The following is an 18,851-nucleotide window of genomic DNA, read 5'->3' as shown; positions in this document are numbered from 1 at the left end:
ATTTATCCTCTCGACTCTGGCACCGGCCGGTCGAGAACTGGCGACGGAGGGTTGACGTCTACATGCTGTGAAGCCGCATTTGCCGGCTCCTTCGACGAGACTGTTGCAGGTTGCATGCCAGCGCGTTTGAGCGTGGAATCAGGCTTGGCATTGGCACTGCCGACTCCACTTACGCTGCGGCGAACATCCAAATTGCGTGAAATAACCAACACCACCCGCCGGTTGCGCGCACGCCCCTCGGCGGTAGTGTTGTCGGCGATGGGCTGGAACTCTGCATAGCCCACAGCGGCCATGCGTCCCGGACTCACTCCATTCATGGCCAGTATCTGCACGATGCTCGCGGCACGCGCCGACGACAATTCCCAGTTGCTCGGAAACTGCATGGTGTTGATGGGCCGGTCATCGGTGAAACCTTCGACATGAATCGGGTTGGCATAGGGTGCCAATATTTTGGCAATTTTATCCACAATCGAAAAGGCCGCATCGTTTGGCAGCGCATCACCGCTGCCAAACAACAGGCTTGAGCGCAGTTCGATTTCGATCCACAACTCATTGCCCCGCACTTGCAACTGGTCGGCATCAATCAGATCGGCAAATGCCTCGCGCACGCTTTGCGCAATCACCGTGAGCTGATTACTGCTGCTCTCGGTGTTGTCGTCCGCACCATTCTGATTACTGATGGCCTGATCCATCGAAGTGGTTTTCGGCCGCGACTCGCCGACAGCAATCGGCACAATTGAGCGTTCGGGATGATTGAACACGCCCGTCAGGGTTTCCGAGAGAATCTTGTATTTACCCTCGTTAACCGACGAGATCGAATACATCACCACAAAAAAGGCGAACAGCAAGGTGATGAAATCCGCATAGGAAACCAGCCATCGCTCGTGATTTTCGTGTTCTTCGTGATGCCGACGCCGCGCCATAGCCAACTCCCTGAGCCGATCAGTCCATGAAGCCCTGGAGCTTGAGTTCGATGGCGCGCGGGTTTTCGCCTTCGGAAATAGACAACAACCCTTCGAGCAACATTTCGCGGTAACGCGACTGGCGCATGGCGATCGCTTTAAGCTTGTTGGCGATTGGCAGCAGCAATAAATTGGCGAAGCCAACACCGTAAATGGTCGCCACGAACGCCACGGCAATACCGCTGCCGAGCATGCTCGGGTCCGCCAGATTGCCCATCACGTGGATCAGCCCCATCACAGCGCCAATGATACCGATAGTCGGCGCATAGCCGCCCATGCACTCGAAAAACTTGGCCGCCTGAATATCGCGCCCTTCCTGGGTGTACAAATCGACTTCAAGAATGCTTCGAATCAATTCGGGCTCAACGCCGTCCACCAGCAGTTGCAAGCCTTTGCGCGCATAAGGATCTGGCTCGCCATCGGCCAACACCTCAAGCCCGAGCAAGCCTTCCTTGCGCGCCACCATGCTCCAGCCGACCACGCGATCAATCCCGCCTGCTAGATCGATGGCCGGCGCGATGAATATCCAGCGCACAATCACCAGCGCCCGCTTGAAAACCGGCATCGGCGTCTGCAGTAACGCAGCGCCCAGCGTGCCGCCGATTACAATCAACGCCGCCGGGCCGTTGAGCAGCGCGCTGGCATGGCCGCCCTCGAGAAAGTTGCCGCCGAGTATTGCCACGGCAGCAAGCACAATCCCGATGAGGCTGAGGACGTCCATTACAGGCAGGCCTCGACAATATGCCGGCCAATGTCATCCAGCGGCAAAATTGCATCGGTGAGGTTGGCTTTGACCACGGCCATCGGCATGCCGTAAATCACGCAACTGGCTTCATCCTGCGCCCACACCTGGCTGCCGCCCTGCTTAAGCAGACGTGCGCCTTCGCGGCCATCAGCGCCCATGCCGGTCAACACAACCGCCAGCACCTTATCGTGATAGGTGCGCGCGGCAGAGCCGAAGGTGATGTCCACACAGGGTTTGTAATTGACGCGCTCATCGCCTGGCAGAATGCGCACCGTGCCGCGATTATCAATCATCATCTGCTTGCCACCTGGCGCCAGCAGGGCGAGACCCGGACGCAATATATCGCCCTCCTCGGCCTCTTTGATGCTGATCTTGCAGAGCTTGTCGAGGCGCTCGGCAAAGGCCTTGGTGAAGGCCGCCGGCATATGCTGGATCAGCACGATCGGCACCGGAAAATTTGCCGGCAGCTGCGTCAGTACGCGCTGCAAAGCAACCGGCCCACCAGTGGACGTACCGATAGCAACCAGACGGTAGGCCTTGCGCTTAACGGCCACAGAATGCCGCGCAGCAGGTGCCGATGTGGCGCTTGTAGGCGTGATTGCAGGACGAGCAACCGCTGCACTCGGCGGCGTGCGCACGGCAGGGGCTGGTGTGTGTGCAGCGGCAGGCGCTGCGCTCTGCGTGGTCAGCCGGGCCATGGAGCGATGATTGCTGCGGGCAATGCTATGCACTTTCTCGCAAAGCAATTGCTTGACCTTCTCGGGATTGCGCGAGATGTCTTCAAAGTTCTTAGGCAAGAAGTCGACGGCACCTGCGTCCAGCGCATCGAGGGTGACGCGAGCGCCTTCATGGGTCAGCGACGAGAACATCAACACCGGCGTCGGGCACCGCTGCATGATGTTACGCACGGCGGTAATGCCGTCCATCATCGGCATTTCGTAATCCATGGTGACCACGTCCGGCTTCAACGCCAGCACCTGATCGATTGCCTCGCGGCCGTTGGTAGCGGTGCCGATAACCATGATGTTCGGGTCAGCCGAAAGAATCTCGGACACCCGCCGGCGGAAAAAACCGGAGTCATCAACAACCAATACCTTAACCGCCATACCCACTCCTAATAATCTGCCTGAATCCACTGCAGATCAGTCCTGCCAAATTTAACCGCGCCGCATCCACTGCCCTACAGGCGCGATCAGGAACGACGGGCGTAGCGCTTGAGCATGCTCGGCACATCGAGGATCAGCGCGATTCGACCGTCGCCAGTAATGGTCGCCCCGGAAATGCCCGGCGTGCCCTGAAGCATTTTGCCCAACGGCTTGATAACCACTTCTTCCTGCCCGACCAACTGATCGACAACAAAGCCGACGCGCTGATTACCCACAGTCAGAATCACCACATGGCCTTCAACCTGCTCTTCGTGAGCCGCCTGGCCAACGAGCCAGCGCTTGAGATAGAACAGTGGCAATGCCTTGTCACGGACGATGACCATTTCCTGACCGTCCACCACATTGGTGCGCGACAGGTCGAGGTGGAAAATTTCGTTGACGTTGACCAGCGGGAACGCAAACGCCTGATTGGCCAGCATGACCATCAGCGTTGGCATGATCGCCAGCGTCAACGGCACCTTGATGACGATCCGCGAGCCCTGACCCTTGACCGAGAACACGTTGACCGTGCCGTTGAGCTGGCTGATCTTGGTTTTCACCACATCCATGCCAACACCGCGACCGGACACATCGGAAATCTCGGTTTTAGTCGAGAAGCCCGGGGCGAAGATCAGGTTGTAGCATTCAAATTCATTGAGCCGGTCGGCCGCTTCCTTCTCCAGCAAGCCTTTCTCGACAGCCTTGCGGCGCAGCACATCAGCATCCATTCCCTTGCCATCATCGCTGATGACCAGAAGGATATGATCGCCTTCCTGTTCGGCCGAGAGCACCACTTTACCGCCGCGCGATTTGCCCGCAGCCACACGCTCTTCCGGGGTTTCAATACCGTGGTCAACCGCATTGCGCACCAAGTGAACCAGCGGATCAGCCAGGGCTTCAACGAGGTTCTTGTCGAGGTCGGTTTCTTCACCGATCAACTCAAGCGAGATTTCCTTTTTCAGGCTACGCGCCAGGTCACGAACCAGTCGCGGGAAACGTCCAAAGACTTTCTTGATCGGTTGCATGCGGGTTTTCATCACCGCGGATTGCAGGTCTGCGGTGACAACATCGAGATTCGATACGGCTTTGGCCATCGCCTCGTCGCTGCTGGTCGAACCCAGACGCACCAGCCGGTTACGCACCAACACCAGCTCGCCAACCATGTTCATGATTTCATCAAGCCGGGCCGTGTCCACCCGCACAGTGGTTTCGGCCTCATTGACCGGTGCAGCTTTTTCAGGCGCTGGAGCTTTAGCTGGCACAGCAGCAACTGGTTTTGCTGCAGGCTTGGCCGCTGGCTTTTCTACCGCCTTGGCAGCAACGGGGGCGGCGCTGACGGCTGGCGTTTCCGAGAACTTGCCTTTGCCGTGCAGTTCATCCAGCAGCGCTTCAAATTCATCGTCATTGATTTCATCAGCGCTCGCCGCGCTGCTGGCAGCAACCGGGGCCACTGGTTCACTCGGCGTACTGGCAGCCGAAGCTGTGGCAGGCAACCCTGTGGCAGCCAGTGCTGGGGCAGCTCCGCTGGCGAATTGACCTTTGCCGTGCAACTGATCGAGCAGGGCTTCGAATTCGTCGTCGGTGATTTCGTCGGGCGCATCGGCCACGGCTACATCGTCATCCTGCTGAGCCTTAACAGGCTGACCGCCTGCGTTGGCCACAAATTGGCCTTTACCGTGCAGCTGGTCGAGTAACGACTCGAACTCGTCATCGGTGATTTCATCACTGGCTGACGGTTGCGCCGCACTGGCTACCGGGCTGGCTGGCGCTTTTTGCGCCTGCGCTGCGTTGTCTGCCAATGCGCTGAGCAGCTGCTCGAATTCATCGTCGGCAATAACAGCATCGGCTGCCGCAGGGGTGCCTGCCACATCATCGGCTGCCACAGCTTCGGCTGCCGCAGGGTTGCCTGCCACAACGTGTTCTGTAACTGGGGCTGGGGCTTCTTCGTTCAACAGTTCTTGTGGCTGGGCAAGATTGGCCAAAGCCGCGAGCAGTTCGGGCGTTGCCGGGGTCAGCTCGGCGCCTTCACGCACTTGGTCAAACATGGCATTGACGGTGTCCAATGCCTCCAGCACGACGTCCATCAATTCAGAGTCGACGCGACGCTCACCCTTGCGCAGGATGTCGAAGACGTTCTCGGCAATGTGACAGCACTCAACCAACGCATTCAGCTGGAGAAAGCCCGCACCACCTTTTACGGTATGAAACCCGCGAAAAATCGCGTTCAACAGGTTCATATCGTCAGGGCGGCTTTCAAGCTCTACCAGCTGTTCAGACAGCTGCTCGAGAATCTCGCCGGCCTCTACCAGGAAATCCTGGAGGATTTCTTCATCGGCGCCGAAGCTCATAATGGACCTGCTCCTAAAACCCTAAGCTTGATAACAAATCGTCGACGTCGTCCTGACAGGATGCAACGTCATCAAGCTTATCGGCATGAATCTGCGGACCTTCACCGTGACTTGCACTTTTTTCTTTGTGAGCCTTCTCAGACCCTGAAATTTCGCCGTGTTCGATACCGGCAAAACGGTCTACGCGGCTGGCCATGAGCATCAGATTCAACAGGTTGCTTTCAACTTCGGTAACCAGCTGAGTCACACGTTTGATGACCTGACCGGTGAGATCCTGATAATCCTGCGCCAACAAAATGTCATTCAAGTGCCCTGAAACCGCTGCGCCATCCTGCGCAGTGCGGGCAAGGAACTGCTCGATTCGGCGGGTGAGCTCACGAAAACCATCAGCGTCCATTTCGCGGCGCATGAAGCGCCCCCAATCTTCGCTGAGGGTTTGCGCCTCGGTGCTGACCTGCGTGACTAAAGGGCTGCTCAGTTCGACCAGATCCATGGTCCGATTGGCAGCTTTCTCCGTCATCGTCACCACGTAATTGAGACGCTCAGTGGCGTCGGCAATTTGTGAGACTTCGCTGGCATGAGGCAAGCGCGGGTCGAGCTTGAAGTTGACGATGGCATTGTGCAGCTCACGCGTCAGCTTGCCGACTTCGTGAAACAGGCCACGGTCGCGCGTCTTGTTAAGCTCATTGATGAGTTGCACGGCCTCGCCAATGTCGCCTTTTTCTAGGCTGTCGACTAATTGGCCGGCGTTAAGCTTTAAAGCTGATTCAAAACCAGCCTTACTGGAGTCCTGGTATTCCATTGCAACCTCGCGGCGTGGATCAGCCGTTGACTCGCTCAAAGATTTTCTCGATTTTTTCTTTCAGCACTTGAGCGGTGAAAGGTTTGACCACGTAGCCGTTAACGCCGGCCTGCGCTGCCTCGATAATCTGGTCACGCTTGGCTTCAGCCGTCACCATCAATACCGGCATACCCTTGAGGCGCTCATCCGCGCGCACGGCACGCAGCAAATCAATGCCGCTCATGCCAGGCATGTTCCAGTCTGTTACCAAAAAGTCGAAACTACCGCTCTGCAGCATCGGCAAGGCGGTTACGCCATCATCCGCTTCAGCAGTGTTGGTGAACCCCAAATCGCGCAGCAGGTTCTTAATAATCCGACGCATCGTTGAAAAGTCATCAACGATGAGGATTTTCATATTTTTGTCCAAGTCGACCTCCGAACAGTCCCAAACGCACCCAACTGATGGGCACGCCCCTTAATCAAGAAACCGGCTGATTGGCCCGCTTTCCAGCAATATGCAACTTTGCTCTGGCGCGCCAGAAATCTGTTTACTTCGCCCGCCACTCACTCAGCCGCGCCCGCAAACGAGCGGCACACTGGCTGTGTAACTGGCTTACCCGAGACTCACTCACCCCAAGCACCTCACCAATTTCCTTGAGGTTCAGCTCTTCGTCGTAGTACAGCGACAAGACCAGGCGTTCACGCTCCGGCAGATTGCCGATGGCGTCTGCCAGTGCGCTTTGAAAGCGCTCGTCTTCCAGCTCACGCGAAGGGCCGGGATGATGACTATTGACGTCTTCCTGCAATCCGCCCTGCTCACCGTCCTGTAAAAGGTCGTCAAAACTGAACAGGCGACTGCCCAAAGTGTCGCCAAGAATGCCGTAGTAATCTTCGAGACTCAATTGGAGTTCGGCAGCAACCTCCTGATCTTTAGCGTCTCGACCCGTTCTGGCTTCAATTTTTCGAATTGCATCACTGACCATGCGGCTATTTCGATGGACCGAACGGGGGGCCCAGTCGCCTTTGCGCACCTCATCGAGCATGGAGCCACGAATGCGGATACCGGCAAAGGTTTCGAAACTGGCGCCTTTGCTGGCGTCATATTTCTTCGATGCTTCCAGCAGGCCGAGCATGCCGGCCTGAATCAGGTCGTCGACCTGAACGTTTGCCGGCAGTCTGGCCAGCAAGTGGTAGGCGATACGTTTGACAAGCGGCGCGTAACGTTCAATCAACTGATGCTGAGCGTCCATGGCTTGCGCCTTGCTATACATACGTAGGCCTGCGTTGCTCATGGCTCGATTTCCTGTATGGCGGGCTGGACCAGACGCTCGACAAAAAACTCGAGGTGACCACGCGGGTTGGCAGGGAGCGGCCAGGCATCAACCTTCTCGGCGATTGCCTTGAACGCCAGGGAGCATTTCGAGCGCGGAAACGCCTCGTACACTGCACGCTGTTTTTGCACGGCTTTACGCACGCTTTCGTCGTAAGGCACCGCGCCAACATACTGCAACGCCACATCGAGGAAACGATCGGTCACTTTGCTCAGTTTGGTGAACAGGTTGCGACCTTCCTGCGGCGTGTGCGCCATGTTGGCCAGCACGCGGAAACGGTTCATGCCGAAATCGCGGTTGAGCAACTTGATCAGCGCGTAGGCGTCGGTAATTGAGGTTGGCTCATCGCACACCACCACCAGCACTTCCTGGGCGGCGCGCACGAAACTCACCACCGAGTCGCCAATACCGGCGGCGGTGTCGACGATCAGTACATCGAGGTTATCGCTGATATCACTGAATGCCTGGATCAGGCCGGCATGCTGCATGGGCGACAACTGCACCATGCTCTGAGTACCGGACGCGGCCGGAACGACGCGCACGCCACCGGGGCCCTGCAGAATCACATCACGCAGATCACATTCACCGCTGATCACATCAGCCAGTGTGCGCTTTGGCGTCAGCCCAAGCAGTACGTCGATATTGGCCAGACCAAGGTCGGCATCCATAAGCATGACCCGACGCCCGAGTTCCGCCAGCGCCAGCGCGAGGTTCACCGACACGTTGGTCTTGCCGACGCCACCTTTGCCACCAGTTACCGCGATCACCTGTACGGGATGCTTAACCATTTTTTTCCGTTACCTTGTCAATCCGTCGTGAGCCCATGGCTTATTCTGCCCTGCAAACCACCCACTAGGCCAGATAGTGGGCCTATAACCGTGTAATTCATTCTACTAACTGGCGCGCAAAGCCGGTTGGCTGCCGATTGCACTGTACATTTGCGCCATTGTGTCTTCGCTGGGCTCATCTTGAGCCTGCATGCCAACGGCCCGGCTTACCAGCTGATGGCTACGCGGAATCTGCAAGTCATCCGGAATCCGCGGACCATCGGTGGTGTACGCCACCGGCAGACGCTGGCTGATGGCCAGGCTTAATACGCCGCCCAGACTGCCTGCTTCATCCAGTTTAGTCAGCACGCAGCCTGCCAGCCCACAACGCTTGTAGGTGTGAAAGGCGGCAGTGAGCACTTGATCCTGACTGGTGGCGGCCATAACCAGATAGTTGCGTGCATGCACGCCACGGCTGGCCAATGCCTCCAGCTGCATGCGCAGCGCCGGATCATTGGCGGGCAAACCAGCGGTATCGATCAACACCACGCGACGACGCGCCAACGGTGCAAGCGCCTGAGTCAGTGACTGGCCAGGATCGACCTGAGTGACCGACACATTGAGAATGCGCCCCAGCGTGTTCAATTGTTCCTGCGCGCCGATGCGGTAGCTGTCCATGCTTACCAGCGCCACATTCTGCGCGCCGTACTTGAGCACATAACGTGCAGCCAGCTTGGCCAGCGTGGTGGTTTTACCCATGCCAGCCGGCCCCACCAGCGCGATAACTCCGCCCTCTTCCAGCGGCTCGACCTTCGGCGTGTTGATAGCCTGAGCCAGATGCGCCAGCAACATGCGCCAGGCCTGACGTGGCTCATCAATGTTTGAGACTTTTTCCAGCAGGCTGCGCGACAGGTCGGCAGACAAGCCCATGCGCTGCAGACGACGCCACAGATTGGCTTGCTGCGGGCGCCGCGTTTGCAGTTGGCCCCACGCCAGCGAACCCAGCTGGACCTCGATCAACTCACGCAGGCCATTAAGCTCAAAGCGCATGGCATCCAGCGCGCTCTGCTCGAAGTGACCGCCGGCAGCTGGCTGGGCGATTGGCGCGGCGGCTGCAACCGGGGCCGGGCCCAGGTCTTCTGCCTGCAGTTGCAAATCCTTGCTGCCAACTTCGCTGCGGGTGACCAATTCGGCATGCGCCGTCGCGATCAGCGACTGGGTTTTGCGCAACTCGGCTTCAAGCTCAGGATTGGCCTGGCGCGATGGTGCGACCGGCATCTGGTAATCCAGCGCCGCTGTCAGCTCGACACCACCCGCCACGCGGCGATTAGCAATAATCGAGGCGTCGGCACCCAACTCATCACGCACAAGCTTCATGGCCTGACGCATATCAGCTGCGAAAAAGCGTTTAACTTGCATGCCTTAACCTCGTTTAGTTCTGCCCTACCGTCGCAACGATAGTGACCTGTTTATTGTCTGGAATTTCCTGGTAGGCCAGTACATGCATACTCGGCACTGCCATCCGCGCAAACCGTGAAAGCATTGCCCGTACCGGGCCTGCTACTAACAGCACAACCGGCTTGCCGAGCATTTCCTGGCGTTGCGCAGCGTCAATCAATGAGCGCTGCAGCTTTTCAGCCATGCCCGGCTCAAGCAGGATGCCTTCATCAGCGCCTTGCCCGGCCTTCTGTAAGCTATTTAGCAATATCTGTTCCAACCTTGGTTCCAGAGTGATCACAGGCAGCTCCGGCTCTAGTCCCACAATGCTTTGCACGATTGCACGGGCCAACGAAACCCGGACAGCTGCGACCATAGCGGCGGGATCTTGACTCTTGCCGGCGACGTTGGCCAACGCCTCAGCGATGGTGCGAATGTCACGCACCGGCACCTGCTCTTGCAGCAGCGCTTGCAGCACCTTGAGCAAGGTCGACAGCGATACCAGCCCCGGGACTAATTCCTCAGCCAGCTTTGGCGAACTCTTGGCCAGCAGTTGCAGCAACTGCTGAACTTCTTCATGGCCGAGCAACTCATGCGCATGCTTGTGCAGTACTTGATTGAGATGGGTGGCCACCACGGTGCTGGCGTCGACCACGGTGTAGCCGAGCGATTGCGCCTGATCACGTTGGCTCTGATCGATCCACACCGCCTCAAGGCCAAATGCCGGGTCTTTACCGGCAATGCCGTTCAGCGGGCCAAACACCTGCCCCGGATTGATCGCCAGCTCGCGTTCCGGGTACACCTCAGCCTCGGCAACGCTGACGCCCATCAAGGTGAGGCGGTAAGCGTTGGGCTGCAAATCCAGGTTGTCGCGAATGTGCACCGAGGGCATCAAAAAGCCCATTTCCTGCGAGAGTTTCTTGCGCACGCCCTTGATCCGCGCCAGCAGCTGGCCTCCCTGATTGCGGTCGACCAATGGAATCAGCCGGTAGCCCACTTCAAGCCCGACCATGTCCACCGGGGTCACGTCATCCCAGCCAAGCTCCTTGGTTTCCTGGGCACGCTGAGCCGGCAGTAATTCCTGCTGACGCTGGACTTCCTTGATCTCGGTTTCCTTGACCTTGCGCTGCTTGTTGGCGATCCAGTAAGCCGCACCGGCAGCCACGAGGCCCAGGCTGATGAACGAGAAATGAGGCATGCCCGGCACCAGGCCCATGGCAATCATGATCGACGCGGCGACAGCCAGCGCGCGCGGCGAGGCGAACATCTGCCGGTTGACCTGCGCGCCCATGTCTTCGGAGCTGGAAACCCGGGTCACCATAATCGCGGCAGCGGTCGACAGCAGCAGGGACGGAATCTGCGCCACCAAACCGTCACCAATGGTCAGCAAGGTGTAGACCTTGCCGGCGTCGGCAAAACTCAGCTGATGCTGGAAAATACCAATGGCGATACCGCCAATCAGGTTGATGAACAAGATCAGCAGGCCCGCAATCGCGTCACCGCGAACAAACTTGCTGGCACCGTCCATCGAACCATAGAAGTCGGCTTCCTGCGCCACTTCAGTCCGGCGCTTCTTGGCTTCCGGCTGGTCGATCAGGCCGGCATTGAGGTCGGCGTCGATGGCCATCTGCTTGCCTGGCATTGCATCCAGAGTGAAGCGTGCGCTCACCTCGGAGATACGCCCGGCACCTTTGGTCACCACCACGAAGTTGATGATCATGAGGATCGCAAACACCACGATACCGACCACGTAGTTACCGCCGATCACCACTTCACCGAAGGCCTGAATCACCTGCCCCGCCGCTGCGTGGCCGTCGTGACCATTGAGCAATACCACGCGTGTAGAGGCGACGTTTAGCGCCAGCCGGAGCAAGGTGGCGGCCAGGAGAATGGTGGGGAATACAGCAAAATCGAGCGGGCGCAGCGCGTAGATGCTCACCAGCAGCACGACGATCGACAGGGCGATACTGAAGGTAAACAGCACATCGAGCAGGAACGGCGGGATCGGCAGCATGACCATGCCAAGCATGACCAGCAACATCAACGGAATACCGAGATTGCCTTCGCGCAAACCAGACAGGTTACTGCGCACGTTCCCCAGCATTTGTGAGCGATCTAATGCCACTTGCCTACCCCAGACGATTCAAACTTTTGACGCATGAAGCGTCCTTGGGGTTGGTTTTGCAAAAAGCTGTCCAACTTTGCCGGATAAGCTGTATCCAGCAAAAACAATGGCTATTTTTGCGTTACTCGTCGCGGCGCAGATCCGGGGGAATCGGCAGATCCTTGAGCGGCGCCGGGCGCTTGGCCCGCCCCGCCTGGAATTGGCGAATTTGATAGACGTAGGCCAGCACCTGCGCCACCGCCATATACAGACCCGCGGGAATTTCCTGGTCGATGTCAGTGGAGTAGAACACCGCCCGCGCCAGCGCCGGAGACTCCAACAGCATGACGTTATGCTCCTGCGCGATCTCGCGAATTTTCAGCGCGGTAAAGTCGGCGCCCTTGGCCAGCATCACGGGCGCATTGCCCTTTTCGGGATCGTACTTGAGCGCCACGGCGAAGTGCGTCGGGTTGGTGATGATCACGTCGGCCTGGGGCACCGCCTGCATCATCCGCCGCTCGGTCATCTCGCGTTGCAGTTGGCGAATACGTTGTTTGACCTCGGGCTTGCCCTCGCTGTCCTTGTATTCGTCGCGTACTTCCTGCTTGGTCATCATCAGCTTCTGCTTGTTATCCCAGAGCTGAAACGGCACATCGACCAAGGTAATCAGAACCAGCCCGCAGGACATCCACAGCGCACTCCAGCCGACAATATTGATTGCGTGCTTAATGGCGCCTTCAAGGGGTTCGTGAACGATTTTAAGCAGTTCCTGCTCATTCGATTTGAGCACGGCCAACGCCACGACCAAAACGATACTGAACTTGGCCAGCGCCTTGAGAAGTTCGATTAGCGCTTTGGCGGAAAACATCCGCTTGAGGCCGGGACCCGGATTCATCCGGCTGACTTTGGGCGCCATGGCCTTGGCTGAAAACAGCCAGCCACCCAGAGCAATCGGCCCCAGAATGGAGGCGACCAGTAATACCAGCAAAAGCGGCATCATCGCCTCCAGGGCTACACGCCCGGAGAACATAAACAACATACCCATCATTCGATCATCCATGATCATGTCTCGCTTCAACGCGAAACTCGTGCTCATTACCTCGAGCATTGCATTGGCTAAATTGCCGCCGACGAGTAACAATCCACCTGTACCCGCGAGCATTACAGCTAACGTATTAAGCTCTTTCGAGCGTGCGACCTGTCCCTTTTCCCTGGACTCACGAAGGCGTTTCTCCGTGGGGTCTTCACTTTTATCGGCACCGCTTTCAGATTCTGCCATTTTATTTTTTAACTCGCCCGAACCAGTTCACGCATGAACTGCAAAGCCTCAGTGGCGAACACCTGATACTGCGAGAGGATATCCGCGGTACCAATCCAGACAATCCCCAAACCCAGCAGCAACGTCAGCGGAAAACCGATGGAGAAGATGTTCAACTGCGGCGCGGCCCGGGTCATGACCCCAAATGCCAGGTTAATCACCAGCAACGCGGTAATCGCCGGCAACACCAGCAGCAGCGAGGCGCCCATGACCCATCCCAGACGCGTGGCAATTGCCCAGTAGTGCTGACTGACCAGACTCTCGCCAACCGGCAACGAAGTGAAGCTTTCGGCCAACACTTCAAAGACCACCAGATGGCCATTCATGGCCAAAAACAGCAGCGTTACCAGCACCGTGAAAAACTGACCGATTACCGGCACCGAAACGCCGTTGGTAGGGTCAACCATCGACGCAAAACCCAGACCCATCTGAGTCGAGAGTATTTGCCCGCCGATCACGAACGCATGGAAAAACAACTGCAGGGTGAAACCCATCATCACGCCGATCAGCACCTCCTGTGCAATCAGCAACCAGGTTTGCAAACTGAGTGCATCCACGGCCGGCATTGGCGGCAAACTCGGCACCAACACCACACTCACCGCCAGTGCAAGGTACAGGCGCACACGCAGTGGAACCAACTGCGTACCGATGACCGGCATGGTCATCAACAGCGAGGCGATGCGAAAAAGCGGCAATAAAAACGTACTGACCCAGCCGCCAATTTGCGCATCGCTAAGCTCTAGCAAAGGCATTGCAGCCACTCCGTTTCAGGCGCGTACATTCAGCCAATCATCGTCGGAATGCTCATGATTAAATTTTGCGTGTATTCCATTAATTTCTGCACAAGCCAGGGCCCGGCAACGATTAATGTCAGCAAAATCACGATCAGACGCGGCAAAAAGCTCAGGGTTTGCTCGTTGATCTGGGTCGCCGCCTGGAACATGGCCACGACCAGACCCACCAGCAAACTGGGCACAACAATGGTTGAAACAATCAGGGCCGTCAGCCACAGGGCATCACGAAACAGATCGACCGCGACTTCGGGTGTCATGCCTAAACCCCTCCGAAACTGGCAGCGAGCGTGCCCATGATCAGCGCCCAGCCGTCGATCAGCACAAACAGCATGATCTTGAATGGCAGCGAGATGATCAGCGGCGACAGCATCATCATCCCCATGGCCATCAGGATGCTCGACACAACAAGGTCGATGATCAGAAACGGAATGAAGATCATGAAGCCGATCTGGAATGCGGTTTTCAGCTCGGACGTCACGAACGCCGGAATCAGGATGGTCAGTGGCGCATCATCCGGGCTGGCAATGTCGGTACGTTTGGACAAACGCACGAACAATTCAAGGTCACTTGAGCGGGTCTGCGCCAGCATGAAATCCTTGATCGGGCCTTCGGCCTTGGCAATCGCCTCTTGCGCCGGCAATTGCTCATTGAGATAGGGCTGCAAGGCGTCCTGATTAATCCGGTCGAATACCGGCGCCATGATGAACATCGTCAGAAACAGCGCCAGACCGGTAAGGATCTGGTTTGACGGCGTCTGCTGCAAACCCAGCGCCTGACGCAGAATCGAGAAGACGATAATGATCCGGGTGAAGCTGGTCATCAACATCAGGACCGCAGGAATAAAGCTCAGCGCGGTCATGATCAGCAGAATCTGCAGGCTGACCGAATATTCCTGCTGGCCCTGTGCATCGGTGCTCAGGGTAATGGCCGAGATCGACAACGGGTCTTCGGCGGCAAACACATGCGGCGCGGCCAGCATCAACAACGGCAACAGCAGTAACGCGAGAACACGCATCAATCAACATCCTTATTGGCGTTACCCGACTGTTTGCCCAATGCCTGCATCAGACGCTGGGCAAAATCGCCCGAAGCCTGAGTACTGCTCGCAGCAGAAACCGGCTCGGCCATCACATGCAGCGGCGCAATACGCCCCGGCGTGAGCCCGATCAGAACCTGCTCGCCTCCCACCTGCACCAGCACCAGACGGTCACGCGGGCCCAGCGTCTGGGTGGCGACGATCTGGATAACCTGCCCGCCACGCGGGGTAATCTGCTGCACCCGACGCACCAGCCAGGCCAGCAAAAAAATCAGCCCGATCACCAGCAGCAAGCCCAGAACCAGCTGCGCCAGCTGGCCGCTGACATTACTGGTTGCGAGGCTTTTTGCCGGTTCGGTTACAGCTTTAACTGCCGCCTCTTCGGCGAACGCCGGCACGGGCAGCAACAACAGCAGCGGCAGTATTTTCATCTCAACGGAGCTTCTTGATGCGTTCGCTTGGGCTGATCACGTCGGTCAGGCGGATACCGAACTTCTCGTTGACCACGACCACTTCGCCATGGGCGATCAGGGTGCCGTTAACCAACACATCCAGCGGCTCGCCGGCCAGTCGGTCGAGTTCGATAACCGAACCCTGATTGAGCTGCAGCAGGTTGCGGATGGTGATGTCGGTGTTGCCCACTTCCATCGAGATCGACACGGGAATGTCGAGAATCACATCCAGATTCGGCCCTTCGAGATTGGTCAGCGTGCTGTTGCTTGGCGCAGCGCCACCGGCAAATTCTTCCATTGGCGCACGCGGCGCTGCAGGCTTGGCGGTATCGGCCAGCATGGCGTCGATGTCGGCCTGATTGGCATCATCGTCGCCCGACTCGGCCAGTGCCGCAGCCCATTCATCAGCCAGCGCTTGCTCCTCGGCTGAGGTTGTTTGATTTTCGTCTGCCATGGTCTTTCCTCGGCTGGCGGATAACAGTTAGGCGTCTGCCAGGGGCGAAATGCCCCTTAGCGACGTTCGATAGGATCAAGCACCTGCAAGGCCAGATTGCCTTTGTTGGCACCCAGCTTGACCTTGAAGGCCGGCACGCCATTGGCGCGCATAACCATGTGTTCCGGCAGCTCGACGGGAATTACATCGCCGGGCTGCATGTGCAAAATGTCGCGAACCTTGAGCTGACGCCGCGCAACGGTGGCGGTCAGCGGCACGCTGACGTCGAGAATGTCTTCACGCAGCGCCTTGACCCAGCGTTCATCCTGATCATCAACATCCGATTGAAAACCGGCGTCGAGCATTTCCCGGATCGGCTCGATCATCGAATACGGGATGGTGATGTGCAGGTCTCCGCCACCGCCGTCCAGTTCGATATGGAAGGTCGAGACGACAATCACTTCGCTCGGGCTGACAATATTCGCCATGGCCGGATTAACTTCCGAGTTGACGTACTCGAAGTTGATATCCATCACCGCGTGCCACGCTTCCTTGAGGTCGATAAAGGCCTGATCCAGCACCATGCGCACGACGCGTAATTCGGTCGGGGTGAATTCACGGCCTTCGATCTTGGCGTGCCGGCCATCGCCACCAAAGAAATTGTCCACCAGCTTGAACACCAGCTTGGCGTCAAGAATGAACAAGCCTGTGCCGCGCAGCGGTTTCATCTTCACCAGATTGAGGCTGGTTGGCACATACAGCGAATGTACGTATTCACCAAACTTCATCACCTGCACGCCACCCACGGCCACGTCGGCACTGCGCCGCAGCAGGTTGAACATGCTGATGCGGGTATAGCGGGCAAAGCGCTCGTTGATCATTTCCAGCGTCGGCATGCGCCCACGCACGATACGGTCCTGAGTGGTCAGGTCATATTGTTTGATGCTGCCCGGTTCTACTGCATCTTCGGGCTCGAGCAGGCCATCATCAACACCATGCAACAAGGCATCGATTTCATCCTGTGAAAGCAGATCTTGCACAGACATCTGAGCTCCTGACTACTGCACTACGATATTGGTGAACAGCACTTGCTCTACAGCCAGTTTGCCGATCTCTTTTTGCGCCAGTTCCTGCACGCTGGCAGTCGCTTGCTGACGCAGCATTTCCTTGCCGACCGGCGTTGCCACCGAAGCAAATTGCTGGCTGGAGAACAGCATCACCAGCTTGTTGCGCAGCACCGGCATGTGCACCTTGAGCGCATCCAGAGCCGCCTGATCACGCGACATCAAGGCAACGCTGACCTGCATGTAGCGGGCGCGGCCGTTGTCCGAAAAATTCACCACAAAGGCCGGCGTCAATTCTTCATAAATAGCCGGTTTACGCACGGGCTCAGCGGCTGCCGCTTCTTCGGCGGCGGGCGCTGGGGCGTCGCTGTTCTTGCCCAGAAAAAACCAGGTAGCGGCCACGGTTGCACCGACGATCACAAGCAAGGCGACCAACCCGAGGACAATGATTTTCAATTTGCCCGAAGGCTTTTTGTCTGCTGCCGGAGCGTCCTGCGCTGCCTGTTTCTTAGCCATGCCAATAATCCGTCGCTTCGCTGCGCGAAATACGCTTTAAGGGGTTTGGAGCAAGTGTTATGCCAGCTTGCGGGTAGAGCGGGCGCTACTTTATAGCAACGCAGCCATTGAAGCGTATATCGGCGTAGCATTTACTGACTTGAGCGCACGTTAAACACGACAACGCCCGGCATGCATAAGCAAGCCGGGCGCCGGATTTATCTGCCGCAGGCTATGGATCAGGCGTAGTAATCGACCATGCTGCGCAGGCTCGCGCCGGTCATCTGGCGCGACTCGACCGCCACGCTCAGCGGCTCCAACTCATCGCTCCCCGCCAGAGAACCCCGATTTGAACCAGTGCCGGCGCCATCATCCGAGCCCTGCCCTTGCCAGCCGCGCCCCGATGACTGATCAGATACGCTGGCATCCATCAGCCCCATTCCTTGCTGGTTGAACATCTCGCGCAAGCGGTGCATCTGCCCTTCTAGCGCGTCACGCACGACCGGGTTGGCGCTGGCGAAGCTGACTTGGGTCTGATCGGCGCTCATGTGAATGCGCACATCGAGGCGGCCCAGTTCAGCGGGGTCCAGCTGAATTTCAGCAGACTTCAGATTCTGGCTGGAAAGCCACATGACGCGATCCACCACCGCCTCACTCCAGCCGCCCTGCTGCATGGCAATCGGCTGGCCCGGAACCAGAACCGGCTTGGCCACACCTTGCTGCTGATTCATCGCCTGCGTCAGTGCATTGAGTTTGCTGACAAAGTTTTCGGGACGGCTATCTGTTGCGCCCTGCTCCAGACTCTTGAGCTGATCGACCGACAAATCGCCCAGCTTGATATCGCCCAGCTCACCACCTTCTTCAACGCCAGCGTTGAGGTCCTGGCTCATCGCGGCCATGGCACTGGCAAACCCACCATCGGGGCTGACCATCTTGCCACTTGCATCAGCGCCGCCTGTTGCAGTCGCCGCCGCAGCGGCGGCCTTGGCTTTGGCGCCGAGTTCCAGCGCCATCTTCACCGCGGGTAGTTGATTAAGGGCATCAAGCTCAGGATCGAAGCTTGCGGCTGTCATGCTCGCAGGCCCCGAGCTTTTGAAACTGCTACTGCCAAGCTGCGCCTGCGCCGCCAGATTCTCCGGGGTTGCCAGCAACCCGGCATTCTCGGTCAACAAGGTGGCGTCCGCCGTTGCATCGTCTGTGCCGGCGTCTTCGCCTGCCGATGCATCGGTGGCCGTGACGGTTTCGTCGTCAGTGGCCGCGACCGTGTCATCACCCGGCAAGGCATTGCCGCTGTCGGCAACCGCTGGCGACTGGCTGCCAGATGCAGCCGCATCATCCGTCGTCGCGGACTTCTTTTGCGCTTGATTTTTTTCCTGCTGGGCCGCCTTGCTGGCGTTTTCCTGAGCGATTCTGCTCTGGTCCTGACGCTCCTGCGCATACACATCAGCGAAGCTGGAGCCCTTACTGGCTGGGGCTTCTGCGGCGCGACTCGAGGCCCTGGCCGAGTCTACCCGGCTGTTGTTGACTGGAGCCGACTTCAATAGCAAATCGGGGGCGGCGGACATAAGCACTCTCCGTGCGAAATGGATCTTGCACAGGAGATAGCAAACGCTGGGCCAACTTTAAGTTGGCGGCACAG

The 18,851-nt window shown here is 57.9% G+C and carries 19 protein-coding genes; all 19 read right to left on the bottom strand.

From position 1 onward, the window contains the following. Positions 1-2: 2 nt before the first annotated feature. The 19 genes from motD to PMYSY11_RS08285 all read right to left on the bottom strand — a co-directional run bounded on the left by motD (position 3) and on the right by PMYSY11_RS08285 (position 18,777). The gene (gene motD, locus PMYSY11_RS08375; RefSeq protein ID WP_150548878.1) at positions 3-923 is read right to left on the bottom strand and encodes a flagellar motor protein MotD; all 921 of its coding nucleotides are present in this window, start codon (positions 921-923) and stop codon (positions 3-5) included. Positions 924-942: 19 nt separating this feature from the next. Then, on the bottom strand, positions 943-1,683 hold the full coding sequence (locus tag PMYSY11_RS08370) for a flagellar motor protein (protein WP_069901773.1): 741 nt from the start codon (positions 1,681-1,683) through the stop codon (positions 943-945). Beyond that, positions 1,683-2,813: a protein-glutamate methylesterase/protein-glutamine glutaminase gene (locus PMYSY11_RS08365; RefSeq protein ID WP_150548877.1), complete on the bottom strand. Its 1,131-nt coding sequence runs from the start codon at positions 2,811-2,813 to the stop codon at positions 1,683-1,685. Before PMYSY11_RS08365 ends, PMYSY11_RS08370 begins: the two co-directional genes overlap by 1 nt. An 86-nt stretch (positions 2,814-2,899) precedes the next feature. Next, the gene (locus tag PMYSY11_RS08360; protein WP_150548876.1) at positions 2,900-5,200 is read right to left on the bottom strand and encodes a chemotaxis protein CheA; all 2,301 of its coding nucleotides are present in this window, start codon (positions 5,198-5,200) and stop codon (positions 2,900-2,902) included. 13 nt (positions 5,201-5,213) lie between these two features. Next, positions 5,214-6,002 carry a protein phosphatase CheZ gene (locus tag PMYSY11_RS08355; RefSeq protein ID WP_150549681.1) on the bottom strand — a complete coding sequence of 263 codons (789 nt, stop codon included), beginning with the start codon at positions 6,000-6,002 and terminating at the stop codon, positions 5,214-5,216. A 19-nt stretch (positions 6,003-6,021) separates the two neighbouring features. Next, complete coding sequence (locus PMYSY11_RS08350; protein WP_170827797.1) at positions 6,022-6,396, bottom strand: chemotaxis response regulator CheY; 375 nt, start codon at positions 6,394-6,396, stop codon at positions 6,022-6,024. A 133-nt stretch (positions 6,397-6,529) separates the two neighbouring features. Further along, positions 6,530-7,273: an RNA polymerase sigma factor FliA gene (gene fliA / locus PMYSY11_RS08345; protein WP_170827796.1), complete on the bottom strand. Its 744-nt coding sequence runs from the start codon at positions 7,271-7,273 to the stop codon at positions 6,530-6,532. Continuing rightward, the gene (gene fleN, locus PMYSY11_RS08340) at positions 7,270-8,100 is read right to left on the bottom strand and encodes a flagellar synthesis regulator FleN (protein ID WP_069901768.1); all 831 of its coding nucleotides are present in this window, start codon (positions 8,098-8,100) and stop codon (positions 7,270-7,272) included. The genes fliA and fleN overlap by 4 nt, the downstream gene beginning before the upstream one ends. 105 nt (positions 8,101-8,205) lie before the next feature. Continuing rightward, positions 8,206-9,498 carry a flagellar biosynthesis GTPase FlhF gene (gene flhF / locus PMYSY11_RS08335; protein WP_150548875.1) on the bottom strand — a complete coding sequence of 431 codons (1,293 nt, stop codon included), beginning with the start codon at positions 9,496-9,498 and terminating at the stop codon, positions 8,206-8,208. A 13-nt stretch (positions 9,499-9,511) separates the two neighbouring features. Further along, the gene (gene flhA, locus PMYSY11_RS08330) at positions 9,512-11,620 is read right to left on the bottom strand and encodes a flagellar biosynthesis protein FlhA (RefSeq protein ID WP_090510651.1); all 2,109 of its coding nucleotides are present in this window, start codon (positions 11,618-11,620) and stop codon (positions 9,512-9,514) included. A 142-nt stretch (positions 11,621-11,762) separates the two neighbouring features. After that, on the bottom strand, positions 11,763-12,899 hold the full coding sequence (gene flhB / locus PMYSY11_RS08325; RefSeq protein ID WP_069901765.1) for a flagellar biosynthesis protein FlhB: 1,137 nt from the start codon (positions 12,897-12,899) through the stop codon (positions 11,763-11,765). Positions 12,900-12,907: 8 nt separating this feature from the next. Then, entirely contained in the window at positions 12,908-13,684 is a 777-nt protein-coding gene (fliR, locus tag PMYSY11_RS08320) for a flagellar biosynthetic protein FliR (RefSeq protein ID WP_069901922.1), read from the bottom strand. Between the two features lie 35 nt (positions 13,685-13,719). After that, complete coding sequence (gene fliQ, locus PMYSY11_RS08315) at positions 13,720-13,989, bottom strand: flagellar biosynthesis protein FliQ (RefSeq protein WP_069901764.1); 270 nt, start codon at positions 13,987-13,989, stop codon at positions 13,720-13,722. A gap of 2 nt (positions 13,990-13,991) precedes the next feature. Further along, positions 13,992-14,711, bottom strand: coding sequence for a flagellar type III secretion system pore protein FliP (gene fliP / locus PMYSY11_RS08310; protein ID WP_239655589.1), 720 nt, complete (start codon positions 14,709-14,711; stop codon positions 13,992-13,994). Positions 14,712-14,746: 35 nt separating this feature from the next. Further along, the gene (fliO, locus tag PMYSY11_RS08305; RefSeq protein ID WP_150548874.1) at positions 14,747-15,199 is read right to left on the bottom strand and encodes a flagellar biosynthetic protein FliO; all 453 of its coding nucleotides are present in this window, start codon (positions 15,197-15,199) and stop codon (positions 14,747-14,749) included. Between the two features lies 1 nt (position 15,200). After that, complete coding sequence (fliN, locus tag PMYSY11_RS08300; RefSeq protein WP_150548873.1) at positions 15,201-15,674, bottom strand: flagellar motor switch protein FliN; 474 nt, start codon at positions 15,672-15,674, stop codon at positions 15,201-15,203. 56 nt (positions 15,675-15,730) lie between these two features. After that, complete coding sequence (gene fliM / locus PMYSY11_RS08295) at positions 15,731-16,699, bottom strand: flagellar motor switch protein FliM (protein WP_069901760.1); 969 nt, start codon at positions 16,697-16,699, stop codon at positions 15,731-15,733. Positions 16,700-16,711: 12 nt separating this feature from the next. Continuing rightward, the gene (gene fliL / locus PMYSY11_RS08290) at positions 16,712-17,233 is read right to left on the bottom strand and encodes a flagellar basal body-associated protein FliL (protein WP_069901759.1); all 522 of its coding nucleotides are present in this window, start codon (positions 17,231-17,233) and stop codon (positions 16,712-16,714) included. A 218-nt stretch (positions 17,234-17,451) separates the two neighbouring features. Beyond that, on the bottom strand, positions 17,452-18,777 hold the full coding sequence (locus PMYSY11_RS08285; RefSeq protein ID WP_150548872.1) for a flagellar hook-length control protein FliK: 1,326 nt from the start codon (positions 18,775-18,777) through the stop codon (positions 17,452-17,454). Positions 18,778-18,851: the final 74 nt, after the last annotated feature.

The organism is Pseudomonas marincola (assembly GCF_900682675.2).
In the GTDB taxonomy this organism is placed as follows: domain Bacteria; phylum Pseudomonadota; class Gammaproteobacteria; order Pseudomonadales; family Pseudomonadaceae; genus Aquipseudomonas; species Aquipseudomonas marincola.
This window is presented reverse-complemented; position numbering and strand designations above follow the sequence as displayed.